The sequence below is a fragment of the Micromonospora sp. NPDC005257 genome, from assembly GCF_042872445.1.
GTDB lineage: Bacteria > Actinomycetota > Actinomycetes > Mycobacteriales > Micromonosporaceae > Micromonospora.
In genome coordinates this window covers 714,025-735,934 of sequence record NZ_JBIAKL010000001.1, presented here as the reverse complement: position 1 = coordinate 735,934, position 21,910 = coordinate 714,025, and the positions used below count along the sequence as shown (strand labels likewise).

Below are 21,910 nucleotides of genomic sequence, written 5' to 3'. Positions count from 1 at the left end.
CGCGTCGTCCGGCCGGCACCGATGCGTCAGGCCGGGCGCGCGCCCTGGGACGCGGCGCCCCGGTCGCGGTGGATCCGCGCGGCCGCCTCGTGCATCGCGCGGCCGAACAGCTCGGCCTGGTCGCCCATGCTGCCGAGCCGGGCGGCGAGCGCGTCGGCGTCGGCCCGCGCGGACGCGCTGACCTGGGCGTCCAGCTCGGACAGCGCCGCGTTGGCGGCGGCGACGAGGTGTTCGCAGAGGACGCCCAGCGGCTCGCCGGCCAGCTCCGGGTCGATCGTCACGGAATCCAGCCGGCCACCCTGGACGGCGACGGCGCGGACCCGGCCGCCGGCGGCCGTGCCCTCGGCGCGCAGCAGGTCGCCCGCCTCGCCGTCGGCATGCGCCGAGGCCCGCGAGCGCATCGAGGTGAGCGCCTGCTGGGTACGGGTCAGCAGCTCATCGAGGCTCGCGGCCGCCGAGAACGGGTCGTTGGTCATATCCGCGCTTTCTTCACGTCTTAGCCGAGCACCGGAACCCTAGCAACCGGCCCCGACGAATCGCGCTCACCTGCCGGCGTGGGTCGCCCTCCGGCACCGCGAGCAGGCCGGACGCCCGTGGTGCGGCGTGTCGCGCCCAGGCGGAGACCCGTTGACGCGGCGTGTCGCGGACGGGCGAACGCCCGGCCGGGGTGAACCGGCCGGGCGCCGCCGGAACCGCTCAGCGCAGGCGCAGCCGCTGACCGGGGAAGATCAGCCCCGGGTCGTCACCGACCACTGTGCGGTTGCGCTCGTGCAGGGCACGCCAGCCGCCGTCGACGCGCTGCGCCACGGCGATCTCTGACAGTGTGTCCCCGGGCCGGACCAGGTACGTCCCGGCGCCGGTACCGGGCCGCGGCGCGACGAGGGCCCGCTCCGGTGCGGCCCTCTTCGTGGCGGGACGCCGCGGCGCGGCCTTCTTCACGCCTGACCGCTTGTCGGCAGTGGCCGACCCGGAACCCTTCTTCGCCGAGCCGCCCTTCTTGCCGCAGACCGGCCAGGCGCCGATGCCCTGCCCGCGCAGCACCTTCTCCGCGACGGCGATCTGCTCGGACCGGCTGGCCAGGTCGGCGCGGGCGGCGTACTTCTGGCCGCCGTAGCCGTTCCAGGTGGCGCGGGAGAACTGGAGCCCGCCGTAGTAGCCGTTACCGGTGTTGATCTTCCAGTTGCCGCCCGACTCGCAGCGAGCGACAGCGTCCCAGTTGACGCCCGCGCTGGCCGGAGCGGCCGAGCCGAACAGGGTCGCGGCGCCGAGGGCGGCGCCGGCCATCACCGCTCCGAGAGCGGTACGGCGGCCTCGGGCTGAGTATTCAGTTGCCATGTGGATTCCTCCACGCCGACGAGGTGAGCTGTCGGGTTCGGGCCGAGGAGCCCGGCCGCCGGTGGCGGCTTCACCCCGAGGTGACGATGCACCGTGGAACGTGTGGTTCCCCCGCTCCCGCACGAGGTTCGGTGACCGCGGCCGACGGCGGGATTTGGCGTTTCCGGCCTGCGGTGTCCGCTACTGCGAACGAAACCGACGCTAAGAGCGCTTTGCGTCGATCGTCCACTTCTTGTGATGCCCTTCACCCGGCCGGGCTACCGGGCGCTACCGTGGCAGGGCTGGGCAAGATCACGGGAGGCGGGACAGATGACCGATCACGGACACGAGCTGACCTTCGGCGGTTTCCTCACCCCCGCCGCCGCGCAGCCGGACCAGGTGGTGGCGCTGGCCCGGCTCTGCGAGCAGGTGGGGCTGGACCTGGTCACGTTCCAGGACCACCCGTACCAGCCGGGCTTCCTGGACACCTGGACGCTGATGTCCTACGTGGCTGCCGCCACCGAACGCGTCCGCCTGGCCGGAAACGTACTGAACCTGCCGTTGCGCCAGCCGGTGGTGCTGGCCCGCAGCGTCGCCAGCCTGGACCTGCTCACCGGCGGCCGGGTCGAGCTGGGACTCGGCGCGGGCGCGTTCTGGGACGCGATCGAGGCGGCGGGCGGGCGACGCCTGTCCCCGGGCGCGGCCGTCGATGCCCTCGACGAGGCGATCCGGGTGATCCGCGAGGTCTGGGACACCGACCGCCGCGGCATGATCCGCGTCGACGGCGAGCACTACCAGGTGGTCGGCGCCAAGCGCGGCCCGGCGCCCGCGCACCCGGTGGGCATCTGGGTCGGCGCGTACAAGCCGCGCATGCTGCGCCTGGTCGGCCGCGCCGCGGACGGCTGGCTGCCGTCCCTGTCGTACCTGCCGAAGGGCCCCGACGAGCTGCCCGCCCTGAACGCCCTGGTGGACGAGGGCGCCCGGGCCGCCGGACGCGATCCGGCCGCGATCCGCCGCATGCTCAACGTGACCGGCACGTTCGCCCGCTCGTCGGGCGGCCTCCTGGCCGGGCCGCCGGAGCAGTGGGTGGAGGAACTGGCCGGGCTCACGCTGGAGCACGGCATCACCACGTTCATCCTCGGCAGCGACGAGCCGCGCGCGATCCAGATCTTCGGCCAGGAGGTCGCGCCCGCGGTGCGCGAGCTGGTCGCCGCCGAGCGCACCGCGCCCGAGCCCCGCCCGGCCGCTGGACAACAGGCCGCCGGCGGCGGCGCCGGCACGCTCGGGGTCACCCCCACCCCGGACCCGGGGGTACGCCTGAGCGCACGCCGCCCCTGGGACGAGTCCACCCGCCCGAGCGCCCCGCCGCCGCCGGCCGGGCACGCCTACCCGCCCCGGGGACAGGCCGCCGGGCAGCACCTGGTCGACGTGCACGACCACCTGCGCCAGGAGCTCGCCCAGGTGCGCGACCTGCTGGAACAGGTCAAGCGGGGCACGGTGTCGCCGGGCCGGGCGCGGGCCGCGCTGAACGAGATGACCATGCGGCAGAACAACTGGACGCTCGGGGCGTACTGCGCGGCGTACTGCACCATGGTCACCCAGCACCACGGGCTGGAGGACGCCTCGATCTTCCCGCACCTGCGCCGCTCCGAGGCCGGGCTGGCCGCCGTGCTGGACCGCCTGGAGGAGGAGCACGTGGTGATCCACGGCGTGGTGGAGAGCGTCGACCGGGCGCTCGTGGAGCTGGTCCGCCGGCCCGGGGACTTCACCGGCCTCCAGGAGGCGGTGGACCTGCTCACCGACACGCTGCTGTCGCACCTGTCGTACGAGGAGCACCAGATCGTCGAGCCGCTGGCCCGGTACGGGTTCTTCCCCGGCCAGCTGTGAGACAGCTGGCTTTTGCTTTCCTAAGTCAGGGGGTACCGTCGACGCCGTGACGGACCTCCTCGCCCAGCGTGACTCCTGGTCCACCGCCAACTGCTCGATCGCCCGGGCGCTGGAGGTGGTCGGCAACCGCACCACGCTGCTCCTGCTGCGGGAGGCGTCGTTCGGCACCCGCCGCTTCGACGACTTCGCCCGGCGGGTCGGCGTCAGCGAGCCGGTGGCCGCCGCACGCCTCAAGCAGCTCGTCAGCGACGGGCTGCTCGACCGGCGCCCCTACCGCGAGCCCGGGCAGCGCACCCGCGACGAGTACGTGCTCACGGCCAAGGGAAGCGACCTCATCCCGGTGCTCGTCGCGCTGCGGCAGTGGGGCGACGCGTACGCCGCCGACGAGGCCGGCCCGGCGGTCCGGGTGACCCACGACGAGTGCGGCGCGGCGGTGCACGCCCGGCTGCGCTGCGACGCCGGGCACGACGTACCGCCCGGTGAGCTGGCCGTTCTGCCCGGCCCGGGCCTGCTGTCCGCCTGACGCACCCCTTCCCACACCCCGGAGCGAGACATGAAGATCGCTGGGAGCACCGCCCTGGTCACCGGCGCCAACCGCGGCTTCGGCCGGCACCTGGCCGCCGAACTCGTCGCGCGTGGCGCCACGGTCTGGGCCGCCGCCCGCAACCCGGGCACCGTGGTCGATGACGAACACCCTGCGCCTCGAGCTGGCCGGCCGGGGCGTCCGCGTCGCGGGCCTGCACGTGGGCTACACGGACACCGAGATGACCGCCGCTGTGACCGGCCCGAAGACCGACCCGGCCGAGATCGCCCGGCTCGCGGCGGACGGCATCGAGTCGGACAGCTACGAGATCCTGGCCGACGACGTCGCGCGCCGGGTCCGGGCCGGACTGTCCGGCGGAGTGGCCGCGCTCTACCCCGCGCTCCCCTGAGCGCCAGGCGTTGAACGGGGGCCCTTCTCTGTCGCGCAGGCGACAAGAAAGGGCCCCTCCCTACGGCTACAGGCCGCGAGCCAGGCGGTCGGCGAGGATCCGGGTGAACCGGGCCGGGTCGGCCAGCTCGCCACCCTCGGCCAGCAGTGCCATGCCGTACAGCAGTTCGGCGGTCTCGGTCAGCGCGGCCGTGTCGCCGCCCTCCCCGTGCGCCTTACGCAGCCCGGTGACCAGCGGGTGGGCCGGGTTCAGCTCCAGGATCCGCTTGACGCGGGGCACCTCCTGGCCCATGGCCCGATACATCTTCTCCAGCGTCGGCGTCATGTCGTGCGCGTCGCCCACCACGCAGGCCGGTGAGGTGGTCAGCCGGGTGGACAGGCGCACCTCCCTGACGCTGTCGGCGAGCGCGCCGCCGAGGAACATGAGCAGGTCGGCGTACTCCTGGCGGTCCGCCTCGGCCTTCTCCTTCTCCTCCTCGGTCTCCAGGTCCACCTGGCCCTTGGCGACCGAGCGCAGCGTCTTCCCGTCGTACGCGCCGACGCGCTCGACCCACACCTCGTCCACCGGGTCGGTGAGGATCAGCACCTCGTAGCCCTTGGCGCGGAACGCCTCCAGGTGCGGCGAGTTCTCGATGGTGGTCCGGTTCTCACCGGTGGCGTAGTAGATCTCGGTCTGGCCGTCGCGCATCCGCTCCACGTACGCGCGCAGCGAGGTCGGCTCGGCCGGGTCGTGGGTGCTGGCGGCGCGCACCAGCTCCAGCAGCGTCTCGGTGTTGTCCGGGTCCTCCAGCAGACCCTCCTTCACCACCGGCCCGAACTCGGTCCAGAACGTGCGGTACGACTCGGCGGACATGTCCTTGAGTGTGGCGAGCACCTTCTTGACCAGCCGGCGGCGCACCGCGCGGATCTGCCGGTCCTGCTGGAGGATCTCCCGCGAGATGTTCAGCGACAGGTCGTGCGCGTCCACCACGCCCTTGACGAAGCGCAGGTAGTTGGGCATCAGCGCGTCGCAGTCGTCCATGATGAACACGCGCTTGACGTAGAGCTGCACGCCGCGGCGGCCCTGCGGGGAGAACAGGTCGAGCGGGGCGTGCGAGGGCAGGAACAGCAGCGCCTCGTACTCGAAGGTGCCCTCGCCGCGCATGTGGATGGTTTCGAGCGGGTCGGCCCAGTCGTGCGCGACGTGCCGGTAGAACTCCTTGTACTCGGCCTCGTCGACCTCGTCCCGCGAGCGCGCCCAGAGCGCCTTCATCGAGTTGAGCGTCTGCTCCTCGCGGATGGTGGCGCCGTCCTCGCCGGGCTTGTCGACAGTCATCCGGATCGGCCAGGAGATGAAGTCGGAGTAGCGCTTGACGATCTCGCGGATGGTCCACTCGGCGGTGTAGTCGTGCAGGTTGTCCTCGGTGTCGGTCGGCTTGAGGTGCAGCGTGACCGAGGTGCCCTGAGGCGCCTCCTCGACCTCCTCGATCGAGTACGTGCCCTCGCCGCTGGACTCCCAGCGGGTGCCGCCGGACCGCCCGGCGCGGCGGGTCAGCAACGTCACCTTGTCGGCCACCATGAACGTGGCGTAGAAGCCGACGCCGAACTGGCCGATCAGCTCCTGGGACGCGGCGGCGTCGGCGGACTCGCGCAGCTTGCGCAGCAGCTCGGCGGTGCCGGACTTGGCGATCGTGCCGATCAGGCCGACCACCTCGTCGCGGGTCATGCCGATGCCGTTGTCCCGCACGGTGAGCGTACGGGCGTCCTTGTCGACCTCGATCTCGATGTGCAGGTCGGCGGTGTCGGCCGACAGCTCCTTGTCGACGAGCGACTCCAGCCGCAGCTTGTCCAGCGCGTCGGACGCGTTCGAGATCAGTTCGCGCAGGAAGACGTCCTTGTTCGAGTAGATCGAGTGCACCATCAGTTGCAGCAACTGACGGGCCTCGGCCTGGAACTCCAACGTCTCGCTCACACCGACTCCCTTCCACTCTGGCGGGCCTACGGCGGAAAGGATACGAGGCGTGACCATCGCGGCACGCACCGGCCGCCCCCGAAACCGGCTGGTCCAACCAGTTGACGGGTTGATCTGTTCGGGCCACACTGCTGCGCATGACCTTCGATCCCGCGCCTCGTGTCTCGGTCTCCGACCACGTCTTCGGCCGGCTTCGGGACGCGATCGTGTCCGGCCGCTACGCGCCGGGCGAGACGCTGCCCGGCGAGCGGGAGCTGGCCGGGGCGTTCGCCGTCAACCGGCACGCGGTCCGGGAGGCACTGCGCCGCCTGCAACAGCTCGGCCTGGTCCGGGTCAGTCAGGGCGGCGCGACCCGGGTACTGGACTGGCGGGTCCACGCGGGGCTGGACCTGGCGCTGTCCCTGGCGCGCTCCGGTGACGTACTCCCGGTCGAGACGCTGGTGCGCGACATGCTGGAGATGCGGGCCTGCGTCGGGACCGACGCGGCCCGGCTCTGCGCCGAGCGCGGGGACGCGGCGGTGGTCGCCGCGGTGGTCCGGGCCACCGAGGAGTACGGCGAACTGGCCCCCGACCTGGACCTGATGCACGAGGCGAACATCGCCGTCTGGCGGCTGATCGTGCGCGGCAGCGGCAACACCGCCTACCAGCTCGCGTTCAACAGCCTGGTGGCCGGCACGTTCGCGGTCGGCGACGTACCCCCGGACGCCCGCGCGGCCGAACTGCTCGACGTCGCCGGGCACCGCAGTCTCGCCGCGGCTGTCGCCTCCGGTCAGGGCGCGGCGGCGGCCCGGCACGCCCGGGCGCTGCTGACCGCGCCGGTCACCACCCCCCTCTCCCCCACCCCCCGAAGGGAAGCGCGCGCATGATCCCCGCCGTGCTGTACGCGGTCCCGGCGTTCCTGCTCCTGATCGTGATCGAGGCGGTCTCCTACCGCTTCCTGCCCGACGACGACGAACGCGGCTACGAGGTGCGCGACACCGCCACCAGCCTGTCCATGGGGCTGGGCAGCCAGATCATCGGCATCCCGTGGAAGCTGCTCACCGTCGGCCTGTTCGCGGGGCTGTGGACCGTGGCGCCGGTGCAGCTGTCCCCCGGCGACTGGTGGACCTGGGTGATCCTGTTCTTCGCCGACGACCTGGCGTACTACTGGTTCCACCGCTCCCACCACGAGGTACGCGTGCTCTGGGCCAGCCACGTCGTGCACCACTCAAGCGTCCACTACAACCTGTCGACGGCGCTGCGGCAGAGCTGGACGCCGATGACCTCGCTGCCGTTCTGGCTACCGCTGGCGCTGCTCGGCATCCCACCGTGGATGATCTTCCTGCAGCAGTCGGTCAGTCTGCTCTACCAGTTCTTCCTGCACACCGAGAGGATCAACGTGCTGCCCCGGCCGATCGAATGGATCTTCAACACCCCGTCGCACCACCGGGTGCACCACGGTTCGAACACCGAGTACCTGGACCGCAACTACGGCGGCATCCTGATCGTCTGGGATCGGCTGTTCGGCAGCTTCGAGCCCGAGCGCGCCCCCGCGCGCTACGGGCTCACCAGGAACATCGGCACCTACAACCCGCTGCGGGTGGCCACCCACGAGTTCGCCGCCATCTGGTCCGACGTACGCCGGGCCGATTGCTGGCGGCACCGGCTGGGCTACCTGCTCGGCCGTCCCGGCTGGCAGCCCGTCCGATGAGGCGGCTGCTGCCCCTGTTCGGGCTGGTCGCCGCCGTCGAACTGATCGGCGTCGCGCTCGACTCGTCAGTGCTCCAGTGGCTGGCCAAGCCGCTGCTGGCGCCGGTGCTGCTGGCGTACCTCCTGGCGCACCGGCGCCGGTGGGACGCGGTGGCGGTGGGCCTGGTCGCCGCCACCGCCGGCGACGTCGCCCTGCTCCTGCGGGGCGACACCGCGTTCCTGGCCGGCATGGGCTTCTTCCTGGTCGCCCAGATCGCGTTCATCACCGCCTTCGTGCGGTACCGGCGGGCCCGGGCCGTGGCGTGGGCCGGCTACCTGCTCGCCTGGGCGGGCGCGAACGCGCTGCTGTGGAGCATGCTCGGGCCGTTGCGGCTGCCGGTGCTCGGCTACAGCCTGGCGCTGTGCCTGATGGCCGCCGCCGCGACCGGGGTGTCCGCCCGGGTCGCCGTGGGCGGGGCACTCTTCCTCGTCTCCGACCTGCTCATCGGCATCGGCGCGGCCGGGGTGGAGCTGCCCGGGCGGGGCCTGCTGGTGATGGTCACCTACTGCGCCGCGCTGCTGCTGATCACCACCGGCTGGGTGACCGCGACGCGCCCGGCGACCGGCCCGCAGCCGCCGCCGGCCGGTACCCTGCTCGCGTGGCCAGGGAGAACGGGCGCAAGCTGATCGCCTCGAACAAGAAGGCACGGCACGACTACGACATCCTCAAGACGTACGAGGCGGGCATCGTGCTGGCCGGCACGGAGGTGAAGTCGCTGCGTGAGGGGCGGGTGTCGCTGGTCGACGCGTTCGCCCAGGAGCGCGACGGCGAGATCATGCTGTACGGCCTGCACATCGCCGAGTACGGCTTCGGCACCTGGACCAACCACGCGCCCCGGCGCACCCGGAAACTGCTGCTGCACCGGGTGGAGATCGCCCGGATCCTGGAGAAGCTGCGCGACGGCGGCGTCACGCTGGTGCCGCTGTCGATGTACTTCGCCGACGGCTGGGCCAAGGTGGAGCTGGGCCTGGCCCGGGGTCGCCGCTCGTACGACAAGCGCCAGGCGCTGGCCGAGCGGGACGCCAAGAAGGAGATCGCCCGGGAGATGGGCCGGCGCCTCAAGGGCCGCGCAGCCGGCCGTCGCACCTGATCCGCCACATGTCGCGGACAGTTCCTGTCCGCTGGTTCCGGCAGGGTGGAGGGCGACCGATCACACCTACCGCCGGTTCGCCGGTGGACCGGACGGAAGGGGAGCTGCCATGGCTCGCGACGTGCAAATCACCATCGACTGCGCCGATCCCGCGAAGCTCGCGGCGTTCTGGGCCGAGGTTCTCGGCTATCGGATCCAGGGCCCGCCGGAGGGCTTCGGCTCGTGGGAGCAGGCGCTGACCGCGATGGGCGTTCCGCCGGAGCGGCACAACGACGCCTCGGCCGTGGTCGACCCGGAGGGCTCCGGTCCGCGACTGTTCTTCCAGCGGGTGCCGGAGCCCAAGCGGGTCAAGAACCGGGTGCACCTGGATGTCCGGGCCGCGCCCGGGCTGACCGGCGAGGCCCGGATGGCGGCGCTGGAGGCGACGGCCGACCTGCTCGTCCCGCTCGGCGCGACGCGCGTCGAGCGCCACGAGCCCGCTCCCCCGCTGGACGCGGGCCACCTGCTGATGACCGATCCGGAGGGCAACGAGTTCTGCCTGGACTGACTCCGCCGATATACAAGACGTCTTGTACATCACTTCTTGTTGTTCTAGCCTGTCGGTATGGCGGACGAGACCGGCAACCGGCGCGTGAGCGACCCGCGAGCCATGCGGGCGCTGGCCCACCCCACTCGGCTGCGGCTGCTCGGCGAGCTGCGCCTGCGCGGCCCGCAGACGGTCGGCATGCTGAGCGAGCGGACCGGCGATGCGGTCGGCTCGGTCAGCTATCACATCGGCAAGCTGGCCGAACACGGCTTCGTGACCGCCGCCCCCGAGCTGGCCCGGGACCGCCGCGAGCGGTGGTGGCGGGCCGCGCACGCCACCACCGACTGGGATCCGCTGGAACTGCTCGACGACCCGGAGCGCCGGCTCGCCGGCAACCTGTTGCGCCAGGCCGCCATGCAGCGCTACGTGGACCGCTACCAGGCGTACCTGGACTCCGAGGCGAGCCTCGACCCGGCCTGGGTACGCGGCACCACCAGCAGCGACATGGTGCTGCGCCTGACGCCGGAGGAACTGGTCGAGCTGCGCGACGAGTTGTCCGCGCTGGGCCGGCGCTGGCGGGAACGCGGTGCACCCGGGCGGCCCGGTGCCGAGATGGTCACGCTGATCTGGCAGGCGTACCGGGGGCCGCAGTGAACCGCGACCGCCGGCCCCTGACCGGACTGCTGATCGGGCACGCCGTCTCGCTGACCGGCAACGTGCTCACGCTCATCGCGCTGCCGCTCTACGTGCTGGCCGAGACCGGCTCACCGGCGGCCACCGGGCTGGCCGGGGCGTTCGCCACCGCGCCCGTGGTGCTCGGCGGCGCGTTCGGCGGGGTGCTGGTCGACCGGATCGGCTACCGCCGCTCCAGCGTGCTCGCCGACGTGATCTCCGGCCTGACCATCGCCGCCGTACCCCTGCTGCACGCCACCGTCGGCCTGCCGTTCCCGGCGCTGCTGGCCCTCGTCTTCGTCAGCGGCCTGCTCGACACGCCGGGGCAGACCGCGCGTGAGGCGCTGCTGCCGGAGGCCGCGGCGGCGGCAGGGGTGCCGATCGAACGGGCCGTCGGCTGGGCCGAGGCGACCTCGCGCGGCGCCCGGATGATCGGCGCGCCGCTGGCCGGCCTGCTCGTCGGCGTGTTCGGCGCACTGCCGGTGCTGGCCCTGGACGCGGCGACGTTCGCGGCGTCGGCGCTCGTGGTGACGCTGCTGGTGCCGCGCGGCCTTCGGCCCTCCGGCGACGAGAGCGAGCCGGAGACCGGAGGCTACTGGCGGCAGTTCGCCGCCGGGCTGCGCTTCCTGGTCCGCGAGCCGCTGCTGCGCGCCATGGTCCTGCTGGTGCTGGTGACGAACCTGTTCGACGCGGCCAAGAGCCAGGTCCTGCTGCCGGTGGTCGCCGACCGGGAACTCGGCGGCCCGGCCGCGTTCGGCCTGCTGGTCGGCGTCATGGGCGGCGGCGCACTGGTCGGCTCGCTGGTGTTCAGCGCGATCGGGCACCGGCTGCCCCGCCGGGCCACGTTCGTCACCGCCTTCGCGCTCTGCGGCGCGCCGCCACTGTGGGCGCTCGCCGCCGCGCCGCCGCTACCGGTCGTGGTGGCCGTGGTCGCGGTGGCCGGGCTGGCCGCCGGCTCGCTCAACCCGCTGATGGGCGCCGTCGAGCTGGAGCGGGTGCCACCGGCGATGCGGGCCCGGGTGTACGGCGTGATCGGCGCGGGCGCGTGGGCGGCCATGCCGGCCGGCGCGGTCGGCGCGGGATTCGCCGCGGACCGGTTCGGCCCCACGTCCACGCTCGTCGTGATGGGCGCCTGCTACCTGCTGGTGGTGCTGACGCCGCTGCTGGGCGGTCCGTGGCGGGACATGCGCCGGCCCACAGTGGTACGGCAGCGTGAGCCCGAGCCGACGCCGGAGCGCCAGCGGGAAGCGCTCTCTTGACATCGACCGACTTCGTTCATACCTTCATCGAAGTCTATTTGTATGGTTTGTTAACCGTCGGGCGGGGCCGGCCGCCGCGACGGTGACGGCCACCATCCCGCAGGAGGCGCCCCGTGCGCACCATCCGTACCCTCGCCGCCCTGGCGGTGACAGCGGTCGGCCTCACCGCCGCCCTCGCCACCGTCCCCGATTCCCCCGCGATCGCCGCCCCCGGGGCGGTCACCTGGTCCGACGACTTCAACGGCCCGGCCGGCGCCGCCCCCGACGCGAGCAAGTGGCGCTACGACATCGGTGGCGGTGGCTGGGGCAACAACGAGTTGCAGTACTACACCAACAGCACCCGCAACGCCGCGCTCGACGGCAACGGCAACCTGGTCATCACCGCCCGCAAGGAGAACCCGTCCGGCTACTCCTGCTGGTACGGAAGCTGCCAGTACACCTCGGCCCGGCTGCTCACCAACGGCACGTTCGCCCAGGCGTACGGGCGGTTCGAGGCGCGCATCAAGGTCCCGCGTGGACAGGGACTGTGGCCGGCGTTCTGGATGCTCGGCAACGACATCGGCACGAACCCGTGGCCCGGCAGCGGCGAGATCGACATCATGGAGAACGTCGGCTACGCGCCGTCGACCGTCTGGGGCACGCTGCACGGCCCCGGCTACTCGGGCGGCAGCGGCGTCGGCGCGTCCACCTCGACGCCGGGCGGGCAGGCGCTCGCCGACGCCTTCCACACCTTCACCGTGGACTGGGCGCCGGACTCGATCACCTGGTACCTCGACGGCGTGGCGTACTCGCGCAAGACGCCCGCCGACATCGGGGGCAACCGCTGGGTCTTCGACCACCCGTTCTTCATGATCATGAACGTCGCGGTCGGCGGCAACTGGCCCGGCTCGCCGGACGGCGGCACCACGTTCCCGCAGACCATGACGATCGACTACGTCCGGGTCCAGGCCTGGGACAACGGCGGCGGGGGCACCGGCGGTCAGATCGTCGGGTACGGCGACAAGTGCGTCGACGTGGCCAGCGCCAACACCGCCAACGGCACCCCGGTGCAGCTCTGGACCTGCAACGGCACCGCCGCCCAGCGGTGGAGCTGGAACGCCGACGGCTCGGTACGCGCGCTCGGCAAGTGCCTCGACGTGGCCGCCGGATCCACCGCGAGCGGCGCCAAGGTGCAGCTCTACGACTGCAACGGCACCGGCGCGCAGAAGTGGGTGTTCAGCGCGGCCGGCGACATCGTCAATCCCCAGGCGAACAAGTGCCTGGACGCCACCGGTCCCAGCTCGGCCGACGGCACCCGGCTGCAGATCTGGGACTGCACCGGCGCCGCCAACCAGAAGTGGCGGCGCTGACCGGCACCCCCGAGGCCCGGGGCGGGCGCCACACCCCGCCCGCCCCGGTGGCGGCACGAATGGCGTTGCGTCCCGGTGGGCGGTCTGGGTTACCGTGAGGTCCGTTTCGCTCCCGCGAGACCGGACCATCGATCTTCTGGAAGCGCGATCATGGATGACCCGACCGGCGCGCTGACCCCGATGAGCGGGTTCACGCCGGAACCCGTCCCCACCGCACGGCTGAACCTGCTGCCCCTGGCCGTCGAGCACGCCCAGGAGATGGCCGCCGTCCTCGCCGACCCGGCGCTGCACACGTTCATCGGCGGCGAGCCCGCGGCCCCGGCGGCGTTGCGGGCCCGCTACGAACGGCTGGTCGCCGGCTCGCCCGACCCGGCCGAGTCGTGGTGCAACTGGGTGATCCAGCTCCGGGACGACGGCCGGCTGGCCGGCTTCGTCCAGGCCACAGTCACCGAGCCACACGGGACGGCGGCGGACACCGCCACGGCGGGTGCGCGCGCGGTCGGCCACCGGCACCTCGACGAGGCGACACCGGCCACCGCGGGACCGGTCGCGGAGATCGCCTGGGTGGTGGGGACGCCCTGGCAGGGGCGCGGTATCGCCACCGAGGCCGCCCGTGGAATGGTCGGCTGGCTGGGGCGACGCGGTGTGCGTACCCTCATGGCCCACGTCCATCCCGACCACCGCGCGTCGGCGGCGGTGGCCACGGCCTGCGGCCTGGCCCCCACCGACGTGTGGCAGGACGGCGAGGTCCGCTGGACCGGGCCCCTTGATCACCGGGAAAGGCGTAAGGGCTAGAAGGGGGCGTCCACGGGGAGGCGGCGGACCTGGGTGAGGTAGGGATCCAGCTCGCCGACCTCGAAGCGGCACGTGCCGATGACATGCCAGAACTGGCCGCCCGGGTCGCCGTCCAGCTTGTACCGGCCGTCCGGGCTGACCGCCGCCCACCCGTCCGGCAGGCCGATCAGCGTGGTCCGCAACTGGGCGTGCTCCGGGTCGGCGACGTCCCACAGCCGTACCGTGCCGTCGTCACCGGCGCTGGCGAGCAGGCTGCTGTCCGGGCTGAAGTGCACCGACCAGACGCGCCGGGTGTGCGCGGCCAGGGTGCCGTGCAGCCGGCCGGTGACCGGATCCCAGAGCCGGATCACCAGGTCGTCGCCGGCGGTGGCGAGCAGGTTGCCGTCCGGGCTGAACGCGCAGGACCACAGCCGGCCGTCGTGTTCGGTGAGCACCAGGCGCCGCTCGCCGGTGACCGCGTCCCAGACCACGGCCGTGCCGTCGTTGCCGGCGCTGGCGAGCAGCGTGCCCTCGCTGTTGAAGCAGACCGAGTAGACCCGGTCGGTGTGGTGGTCGAGGGTGAGCCGGCAGGTGGCGGTGGCGGCGTCCCAGAGCCGTACCGTCTGGTCGTCGCAGCCGGTGGCGATGGTCTCGCCGTCGGGGCTGAACGCCACGGTGCGCACGCGCCCCCGGTGCGGGGTGAGCGTGGCGAAGTGCCGGCCGGTACGGCGGTACCACAGGCGTACCGTGTCGTCGTCGTTCGCGGTGGCCAGCGCGTCGCCGTCGGGGCTGAACGCGACCGCCCAGACGTGGTCGGTGTCCACGTTGAGTTCGCGCTCGTCGGCACCGGTGTCGGTGTTCCACAGGTGCACGCCGCCGTCACCGCTGGGTGTGGCGACCAGCGGCTCCTCGGGGCAGAACACCACCGACAGCAGCCGGTCGGCCGGGCTGGCGAGCTGGCGCAGCAGGCGGCCCGTACGCGGCTCCCAGAGCCGGATCACGCCGTCGTTGCCGCAGGCCGCGAGCACCTCGCCGTCGTCGCGGAAGGACAGCGCGGTGACCCGGCGGCCGTGCCCGCGCAGCGTGTGCTGGAGCTGGCCGGTACGCACGTCCCACAGCCGGGTGGTGCCGTCGTTGCTGCTGGTCGCCACCTGGTTCTGGTCCGGCCGCCAGACCACCGGCCAGACCGAGCCGCGGTGCCGGGTCAGCTCGTGCCGCACCTGCCCGTCGTCGGTGTCCCAGAGCTGGATCGCGCCGTCGCTGGCGGCGGTGGCGAGCAGGCTGCCGTCGCCGTTGAACCGGACGCTGTAGATCGCGCCTCGCTGCCGCCCGAGCACCCGCACCGGGCGGCCCGTCTCGGTCTCCCACAGCCGAAGCGCGCCGTGCGTGTCGCCGGTGGCCATGAGCGTGCCGTCGGGATTGATGTCCAGGGCGTACACGTCGGCCTCGTGACCGCGCGGCGCGCGCAGCAACTCCCCGTCCGCGGCCCGGCGGACCCAGACCCGGCCGTGCTGCCCGACGGCGGCCAGCAGCCGGCCGTCCGGCGAGTGCACCACCCGGTAGACCACCTCCGGCTCGCGGACCTCGAACGCCAGCTTGCCGGTGGGGACGTCCCAGCCGCGTACGGTGCCGGCGCTGTCGGCGACCACCACCCGCCGCCCGTCCGGGCTGAACGAGGTGCCCCAGATCGGCGCGGCGTGGCCGGGCCACTCGTGGCGCAGCCGGGCGCCGCGGGTGTCGTACAGGCGCACCACGCCGGCGGCGTCGCCGACCACCAGGCGGCCCCGGCGGCCGTCGGTGAGCAGCGGCCACACCCAGCCGGCGAAGACGTCCTCGATGACGTGCCGCACGTCGCCGTGGTCGGCGTCCCACAGCCGTACGGTGAGGTCGGCCGAGCCGGTGACGAGCTGGTGCGAGGCGGCGTCGTAGCGGACCGCGTACACCCGGGACCGGTGTCCCTGGAGCGTGCGCACCGGCAGCCCGGTAGCGGTGTCGCAGAGCAGCACACCACCGTCGTCGCTGCCCACCGCGAGCACCGCGCCGTCCGGGCTGTACGCCACCGGCACCGGCAGCCGGCCCACCTCGAAGCCGTAGCCGACGCCCACGGCGGGTGGGGCCAGGCCGGGCGCGACCGGCCGGCCCGGCGCGACGACGGCGCCGCGCAGCTCCGGGGCGCGCAGCAGCGCCGCGTCGGCGCTGACGTCGATCAGCGCGGTGCGGTGCCAGCTGCTGCCGGCCACCCGGGCCCCGCGCAGGTCGGTACGGAACAGCCGCGCCCCGGCCAGCTCCGCGTCGCGCAGGTCCGCCCCGGCGAGGCGGGCCTGGTCCAGGCGGGCGCCGCGCAGCCGGGCGTGTTCCAGGCGCGCCTCGGTCAGGTTGGTGGCGACCAGCCGCGCGTCGGTCAGGTCGGCGCCGGTCAGGTCGGCGCCGGCGAGTTCGCGGTGCGACAGGTCCTCGCCGCGCAGCACCGCGCCGCGCAGGTCGGCCCGGTCGGGCAGGCGCAGCCGGGCGGACAGCCGCAGCGCGTTGGCGCGCAGCGTCTCGCCGGCCGACTCGTCGCCGAGCACGCGGGCGGTCCACGCGGTGCAGCGGGCCGGGTCCGCGAGGTCGCCGAGGAACTCCACGGCGAGCGCGGACAGCGACCGCACCGCCAGTGCGGCCGGTTCCTCACCCCGGTTGAGCTGCTCGGCCACCCCCTCGGCGACCAGCCATTCCATGACCGAGGTGTGGATGAACCCGAACAGCCCGTCATCGGTGCGGACCAGCAGGCTGCCCGCGCCGACGGCGTGCGCCGCCTGCGGGCCGGACAGCCGCGAGTCGGCCCGCCCGGCGAGCCGGCCGGTGGAGTCGGCCAGCTCGGCCAGGCGCAGATAGGCCTCGCCACTCTCCCAGAGCTGGAACGCCAGCCGACTCACCGCCTGCCACAGCTCGGGCCGGCGCAGGCTCACCGGCGCGCCCGGGATGCCCTGGGTGCGACGCTCCTCGAAGTCCAGCCAGGACTCCAGGATCTCCCGGTACAGCCCGGCGGCGCTGAACGTGCCGCCCGCCCCGGCCACGGCGGCCAGCCGGCCCTCGTCGAGGTTGGCGATGAACCCGAGCATGCGCGGATTGCGGGAGAGGCCGAGCAGGTCCTTCACGCCGGCGAGCAGGTCCATCCGCTCGCGGGCGGCCCGCTCGTCGCCGCCGTACCGGTTGCGCAGGAACGCCTCGATCTGCCCGGGGGTGAAGTCCTCCACCGCCAGGACGCGCCGGTGCGGCAGCAGGCCGACCCGCTCGCCGAGCGCGGTGAGCACCTGCGAGTTGGTCTTGAAGTGCTGGGTCCGGCTGCTCACCACGATCTTCGCGTTGCCCTCGGCCGCCTGGAGCAGCGTCTCCAGGTGGTCGGCCGCCCGGTCGTAGGTGACCCGGGCCACCAGCTCGTCGAATCCGTCGAACAGCAGCACGATGCGGCCCTGGCGCAGCATGTAGCGGAACGCCTTGAGGTCGATCACCTGCTCGCCGTGGTTGGCCAGGTGCGCGGCGACCAGGCCGTCCACCGAGTGCGCCTTGTCCAGCGCGCGCAGCTCGACCAGGATCGGGATCAGGTCCGGCGCGGCGGTGGGCAGCCGGCGGGCCACCTCCCGCAACGCGAACGTCTTGCCCCGGCCGAAGTCGCCCAGCACCAGCACGAACCGGCCGTCCGGCGCGGAGACGGTCTCCAGCAGCTCGTCCACCACGTCGTCGCGCACGCGCTGGTCGGCGCCGACGAGGTGGCGGTAACGCTGCGGCACGTACTGCCCGGGCGGGTAGAGCCGGTCGGCCTGGAGCCGGGCGGTCTGCGCGGCGACGTACTCGCGCAGGTCGAGCAGGCCCTGGAACTCGGTCAGGTGCAGCACGCGTACGCCGCGGCGCTGCGCCTCCTCGGCCAGCCCGCGCGGCACCCGGTCGCCGTCGTAGACCAGCTCGGAGGCGATGTCCGGGTCGGTGGCGTGCACCCGGCGGGCGAAGGCGTCCAGGTCGGCCGCGGTGGGGGTGCCCACGTGCGCGCCGACGCGCTGCTGGCGGACCACCCCGTCGGAGCGGTAGCTGATGTAGAGGTGCGGCGGGTCGGTGCCGACGCGGCGTACCACCACGCGGTCGTAGCGGGCCTCGCAGACCTCGGCGAGCCGGTCCAGCAGCCGCTGCACCGGCGCGACCGGCGCGGCGGCCGCCGCGGCGGCCTGGGTGGCCCCCTCGACGGCGACCGGACGCCGCGGGTCCGGCACCTGGGCCGGGCCGGACGCGCCGAAGGTGGCCTCCGCGTGCGGCCAGGACACCGCGGTGACCGCGCCGCCGTCCAGCCGGTCGTCGCGGCCGAGCACCCAGCGGGTCATCCCGTCCGCGCCGAGCCGCAGCACCTGCGCCCGGCCGTCGCGGGGCGCGGCGGCCAGCGGCACCACCGGGTCGACCCGGGCCGACGGCGCGGCGTCGGCCAGCAGCAGGTTGAGCATCGGGCCGACCAGCCGGTTGACCGAGCCCCGGTCGCGCAGCGACACCGGGTCCGGCGGCACCTCGTCGGCGTACGGGCTGCGCGCCCCCGGGGCGTGCGCCATCGCGCCCAGTCGCAGCCAGCCGGACTGCTGGTAGTGGCGCAGCCGCTGGGCGAACCAGCTGGACTGCGCCTCGCCGAGGAAGCCGTACCGGTCCTCCTCGCGGTGGGTGATGGCGATGGTGGAGTTCAGCCCGGCCACCACCACCCGCAGGTCAGGCACCGGGAACAGCGTCCAGGGCTGCTCGCTGTCGAAGATCCGGTCGTCGAGGCCCTGGTAGAGGTCGTCGAACAGGCGCGCGTAGTGCCGCCACTTCGGCCAGTACGGCGGCTGCGGGTCGACGTCGTCGGCCTCGCACGTGGCGAAGTACGCGCGGCAGGCCGCCATCGTCACGTCGCGCGGGCCGGGCACCACGACGAGGCGGTGCGGCTCCAGCCCGAGCAGCACCCGCAGGCCGGTGAGGAAGCTCAGCGCGTCGGAGAACTCGCGCGGGCTGCCCGACTCGGTGAGGTTGCCGCCGACGACGAGCAGGTCCGGCCGGGGCACGCCGTCGTTCATCAGCAGCGTGAGGTCGCCCATCAGGTGTTCCTGCACCTCGCCGGGGGTGACCGGCGCGCCGGGGGTGATCACGCCCCGGCCGAAGCGCGGCCCGGCGACCTGGAGCACCGTGACGGTGTCCCGGGCCGTCGGCGGCGCCGCCGCGGCGGGCGGGAACGGCGGCGGGTTGATCGGGGTACGCCGGGCGCGGCGGGGCGCGGGCGCTCCGGTGGCGGGCGCGGCGAGCACCCCGTGCGGGTCGGCCGGGTGATGCGGGAAGACCGGCTGCCGCATCGGCTTGGCCCGGCCGTCGAGCGCCTCCCGGATGCGGTCGAGCACCCGGTTGCGGGCCTGCGCCGGGTCGTCCACGCCGACCAGGTCCACATAGGTGATGGTGGCGAGCAGGCCGTCGATCGGGCAGTCCTCGACGCGTACCGTGACGAGCTTGTTGCCGGTGCCGTCCGGGTCGGCGCGCAGCGCGGCCTGCCACTCCAGCTTGCCGTAGGTCGAGTGCAGGTAGCGTTCGGACAGCACCGCCACCACCACCTCGGCCTCACGGACGCCTCGGTCCATGAAGTCGATGAAGTTGGTGCCTGCCACGAAGTCCCACGCCTGCAACAACGTGCGGTAGCCGGCGGCCTCGAACTCCCACGCCAGCCACGTGGCCCAGCGTTCGTCCGCGGGCGAGTAGCTGATGAAGAAATCGATGGGGCGGTCGGACCGGGTGGGGTGCGCGCCTACAACCACACGGTCATTATGGCCACCGACGGTCAACAGATCGACACCCTCGGCAGCTCGGATCCGCCCGCGTCGGGCTCCTCTGCCCGCCTGGGCATGTGCGAGGATCATCCCTCGTGGAGACCCCCGGCGATCCGCCGAACGCCGTGCCCGACCGCTCCCGCTGGGGCCGCCTGCACGTGCTCGACTGGATCGCGATCGGGCTGGCCGTGCTCGGGGTGGTGTGCGTGCTCACCGGGCTGCTGCCCCGCGCCGACGCCGAGGGCACGATGCGGCGGATCATCCCCATCCTGATCTTTCTCGGCACCGTGGTGGTGCTGGCCGAGCTGACCGCTGTGGCCGGGGTGTTCGACGCGCTGGCCACGCGGGTGGCGGTGACCGCGCGGGGCAGCTTCCGGGCCCTGTTCTGGCTCTGCGTCGGCTTCGCCTCGGTGACCACGATCGCGCTCAACCTGGACACCACTGCGGTGCTGCTCACGCCGGTGATGATCGCGCTGGCCCGGGCGCTGAACGTGCCGCCGACGCCGCTGGCCATGACCACCGTGTGGCTGGCGAACACGGCCAGCCTGCTGCTGCCGGTGTCCAACCTGACGAACATCCTGGCCAGCGACCGGGTCGACCTGGATCCGGTGCCGTGGGCGGCCCGGATGTGGTGGCCGCAGCTGGTCGCCGTCGCGGTGACCGCGCTGCTGCTGTGGTGGTGGTACTGGCGTCCGGCGCGCGCGGGCGCCGACCCGTTCGTCCCGCCGCCGCCGTACGTGCCGCCGGACCGGGCGCTCTACCGCACCGCGCTCGCCGCCTGCCTGCTGTTCGTCGCCGGGATCCTCGCCGGGGTGGAGATCGGCATCGCCTCCGGGGTGGCCGCCGCGATCCTGGTGGCAGGCTTCGCGGTGCGCGCCCGGCACCGGCTGCGGCCGGCGCTGGTGCCGTGGCGACTGCTGGTGTTCGTGACCGGGTTGTTCCTGGTGGTGCAGACCATCGGCCGGTACGGCCTGGACACCGTGATGGGCACGCTGATCGGCGCCGACCCGGGCGCGGAGGGGGCGCTGCGGGCGGGCGCGGTCGGCGCGCTGTTCAGCAACGTGGTGAACAACCTGCCCGCGTACCTGGCCGGCGAGGCGGTGATCGCGGCCGACCGGCACACCCAGCTGCTGGCGCTGCTGATCGGCACGAACGTGGGTCCGCTGGCCACGCCGTGGGCGTCGCTGGCCACGCTGATCTGGTACGAGCGCTGCCGCGCCGCCGGGGTGGCCGTGCCGCTGGGCCGGTTCGTGGCCACCAGCGCCGCGCTCGCCGTGCTCGCCACCACGGCCACCGTCACGGCGCTTCTCGTCGGACCCGGTGCCTAGGCTCCCGGGCATGAACGGAACGCCCGAGATCGTCCGCCGCTACTTCGCGCTCGCCGGCCAGGCCGACAAGGAGCCCCACCTCGCGCTGTTCGCCGACGACGCGGTGGTCGAGGACGAGGGACGCACCCACCGCGGGATCGACGAGATCCGCGCCTGGCGCAGCGGCACGCCGCTGGTGTCGTACGAGATCACCGACGTCGAGCAGACACCGGCCGGGACGGTGGTGACGGCCACGATCAGCGGCGACTTCCCCGGCAGCCCGTTCGCCGGGCTGCGGTTCCGGTTCGAGGAGTACGACGACACCCGCATCCGGCGACTGCGCATCGCCCCCTGAGGCGGGGCGGAAAAATCGCTACGGCGCGGCTGCGGGCGCTGGCTACCGTGGCCCGCATGACCGCCGCGCCGACGCTGCACTTCTGCACCGACCCGGGCGAGTTCCTCGCCGCCGCCGAGGCGTACCTGGCCGCCGATCCGGTGGTCAACACCGTCGTCGCCACCGTCACGCGCCGGATGGCGGCCCGCCGCGCCGAGGGCGTCGCGCTGCCCGAGGACGACTGGTGGCTCGTGGTGCGGGACGCCTCCGGGGCGGTGGTGGGGGCCGCGATGCGGACCGCGCCGTTCCCGCCTCGACCGCCGTTCCTGCTGCCCATGCCGCGGGAGGCCGCCGTGGTGCTGGCCCGGGAGTGGCACCGGCGCGGTGAGCGGGTCGGCGCGGTGAACGGCGCGCTGCCCGCCGCGCGCGCCTGCGCCGAGGAGGTGGCCCGCCTCGGCGGCGGGCGGGTCGAGGTCGCCCAGCACACCCGGCTGCACGTGCTGGACCAGTTGGCACCACCGGCCCCGGTGCCCGGCGCGCTGCGGGCCGCCGGGCCGGACGAGGTCGACCTGGTCGCCGCATGGTTCGGGGCGTTCTCGGCCGACGCCGACGAGCAGGCGGGCCGCCCGCGCGGGACGAGCGCCCACGAGACGCCCGACCGCGCCGAACTGCTACGCCGGATCCGGGACGGGCGGGTCTGGTTCTGGACCGACGGGTCGGGCGCTCCGGTGCACCTGACCGCCGCCAACCCGACGTCGTTCGGCGTGGCCCGCGTCGGACCGGTCTACACGCCACCCGAGCAGCGCGGACGCGGCTGGGCCGGAAACGCGGTCGCCGAGGTGTGCCGGCTGCTCACCGCCGAGGGCGCGCGGGTGTGCCTGTTCACCGACCAGGCCAACCCGGTGTCGGGCCGGCTCTACGCCCGGCTCGGTTTCCGGCCTGTGGTCGACATGGCCAACCTGGTCGTCGCCGACTGATCCGGC

The 21,910-nt window shown here is 73.7% G+C and carries 19 protein-coding genes and 1 riboswitch; of the genes, 15 read left to right on the top strand and 4 right to left on the bottom strand.

Going from position 1 to position 21,910, the window contains the following annotated elements:
• Positions 1-26: 26 nt before the first annotated feature.
• Positions 27-476 carry a YbaB/EbfC family nucleoid-associated protein gene (locus ACFYO8_RS03105; RefSeq protein WP_354863461.1) on the bottom strand — a complete coding sequence of 150 codons (450 nt, stop codon included), beginning with the start codon at positions 474-476 and terminating at the stop codon, positions 27-29.
• Between the two features lie 220 nt (positions 477-696).
• The gene (locus ACFYO8_RS03100; protein ID WP_387256737.1) at positions 697-1,335 is read right to left on the bottom strand and encodes a transglycosylase family protein; all 639 of its coding nucleotides are present in this window, start codon (positions 1,333-1,335) and stop codon (positions 697-699) included.
• A riboswitch (cyclic di-AMP (ydaO/yuaA leader) is annotated at positions 1,334-1,479 on the bottom strand. It overlaps the preceding gene by 2 nt.
• A gap of 165 nt (positions 1,480-1,644) precedes the next feature.
• Here ACFYO8_RS03100 and ACFYO8_RS03095 point away from each other — a divergent pair.
• The 3 genes from ACFYO8_RS03095 (at position 1,645) to ACFYO8_RS03085 (ending at position 4,133) form a co-directional block, all read left to right on the top strand.
• Positions 1,645-3,201 (top strand): LLM class flavin-dependent oxidoreductase, encoded by a 1,557-nt coding sequence (locus ACFYO8_RS03095; protein WP_354863463.1) that lies wholly within the window; start codon positions 1,645-1,647, stop codon positions 3,199-3,201.
• Between the two features lie 46 nt (positions 3,202-3,247).
• A complete protein-coding gene (locus tag ACFYO8_RS03090) occupies positions 3,248-3,724 on the top strand; it encodes a winged helix-turn-helix transcriptional regulator (protein WP_387256735.1) in 477 nt (158 codons plus the stop codon).
• Between the two features lie 160 nt (positions 3,725-3,884).
• Positions 3,885-4,133 carry a hypothetical protein gene (locus tag ACFYO8_RS03085; protein WP_387256733.1) on the top strand — a complete coding sequence of 83 codons (249 nt, stop codon included), beginning with the start codon at positions 3,885-3,887 and terminating at the stop codon, positions 4,131-4,133.
• Between the two features lie 66 nt (positions 4,134-4,199).
• Here the strand turns inward: ACFYO8_RS03085 and htpG are convergent, their stop codons facing one another.
• On the bottom strand, positions 4,200-6,083 hold the full coding sequence (gene htpG, locus ACFYO8_RS03080; RefSeq protein ID WP_354863466.1) for a molecular chaperone HtpG: 1,884 nt from the start codon (positions 6,081-6,083) through the stop codon (positions 4,200-4,202).
• Positions 6,084-6,220: 137 nt separating this feature from the next.
• On the opposite strand from htpG, the gene ACFYO8_RS03075 reads away from it, so the two are divergent.
• The 9 genes from ACFYO8_RS03075 (at position 6,221) to ACFYO8_RS03035 (ending at position 13,503) form a co-directional block, all read left to right on the top strand.
• A complete protein-coding gene (locus tag ACFYO8_RS03075; RefSeq protein WP_354863467.1) occupies positions 6,221-6,949 on the top strand; it encodes a GntR family transcriptional regulator in 729 nt (242 codons plus the stop codon).
• Complete coding sequence (locus tag ACFYO8_RS03070) at positions 6,946-7,773, top strand: sterol desaturase family protein (protein WP_387188437.1); 828 nt, start codon at positions 6,946-6,948, stop codon at positions 7,771-7,773. Before ACFYO8_RS03075 ends, ACFYO8_RS03070 begins: the two co-directional genes overlap by 4 nt.
• Positions 7,770-8,438 carry a lysoplasmalogenase gene (locus ACFYO8_RS03065; protein ID WP_354863469.1) on the top strand — a complete coding sequence of 223 codons (669 nt, stop codon included), beginning with the start codon at positions 7,770-7,772 and terminating at the stop codon, positions 8,436-8,438. The genes ACFYO8_RS03070 and ACFYO8_RS03065 overlap by 4 nt, the downstream gene beginning before the upstream one ends.
• Complete coding sequence (gene smpB, locus ACFYO8_RS03060) at positions 8,411-8,902, top strand: SsrA-binding protein SmpB (RefSeq protein ID WP_354863470.1); 492 nt, start codon at positions 8,411-8,413, stop codon at positions 8,900-8,902. The genes ACFYO8_RS03065 and smpB overlap by 28 nt, the downstream gene beginning before the upstream one ends.
• Positions 8,903-9,011: 109 nt before the next feature.
• Positions 9,012-9,449, top strand: coding sequence for a VOC family protein (locus tag ACFYO8_RS03055; RefSeq protein WP_354863471.1), 438 nt, complete (start codon positions 9,012-9,014; stop codon positions 9,447-9,449).
• A 57-nt stretch (positions 9,450-9,506) separates the two neighbouring features.
• A complete protein-coding gene (locus ACFYO8_RS03050; protein WP_387188440.1) occupies positions 9,507-10,082 on the top strand; it encodes a helix-turn-helix domain-containing protein in 576 nt (191 codons plus the stop codon).
• Positions 10,079-11,359, top strand: coding sequence for an MFS transporter (locus ACFYO8_RS03045; protein WP_387188442.1), 1,281 nt, complete (start codon positions 10,079-10,081; stop codon positions 11,357-11,359). The genes ACFYO8_RS03050 and ACFYO8_RS03045 overlap by 4 nt, the downstream gene beginning before the upstream one ends.
• A 113-nt stretch (positions 11,360-11,472) precedes the next feature.
• Positions 11,473-12,708, top strand: a complete 1,236-nt coding sequence (locus tag ACFYO8_RS03040; protein ID WP_387188444.1) for a ricin-type beta-trefoil lectin domain protein — start codon at positions 11,473-11,475, stop codon at positions 12,706-12,708.
• A gap of 150 nt (positions 12,709-12,858) precedes the next feature.
• Positions 12,859-13,503: a GNAT family N-acetyltransferase gene (locus ACFYO8_RS03035; RefSeq protein WP_387188446.1), complete on the top strand. Its 645-nt coding sequence runs from the start codon at positions 12,859-12,861 to the stop codon at positions 13,501-13,503.
• Here ACFYO8_RS03035 and ACFYO8_RS03030 read toward each other — a convergent pair.
• Positions 13,500-19,274, bottom strand: a complete 5,775-nt coding sequence (locus tag ACFYO8_RS03030) for a TIR domain-containing protein (RefSeq protein WP_387256729.1) — start codon at positions 19,272-19,274, stop codon at positions 13,500-13,502. The genes ACFYO8_RS03035 and ACFYO8_RS03030 overlap by 4 nt on opposite strands.
• Positions 19,275-19,381: 107 nt before the next feature.
• Between ACFYO8_RS03030 and ACFYO8_RS03025 the strand changes: the two genes are divergently transcribed.
• From ACFYO8_RS03025 to ACFYO8_RS03015, 3 genes are read left to right on the top strand one after another with little or no spacing between them, the layout of a single operon-like run.
• Entirely contained in the window at positions 19,382-20,614 is a 1,233-nt protein-coding gene (locus tag ACFYO8_RS03025; protein ID WP_355097156.1) for an SLC13 family permease, read from the top strand.
• A gap of 10 nt (positions 20,615-20,624) precedes the next feature.
• Positions 20,625-20,948, top strand: a complete 324-nt coding sequence (locus tag ACFYO8_RS03020; protein ID WP_355097155.1) for a nuclear transport factor 2 family protein — start codon at positions 20,625-20,627, stop codon at positions 20,946-20,948.
• A gap of 56 nt (positions 20,949-21,004) precedes the next feature.
• Entirely contained in the window at positions 21,005-21,904 is a 900-nt protein-coding gene (locus ACFYO8_RS03015; protein WP_387256727.1) for a GNAT family N-acetyltransferase, read from the top strand.
• Positions 21,905-21,910 lie beyond the last annotated feature (6 nt).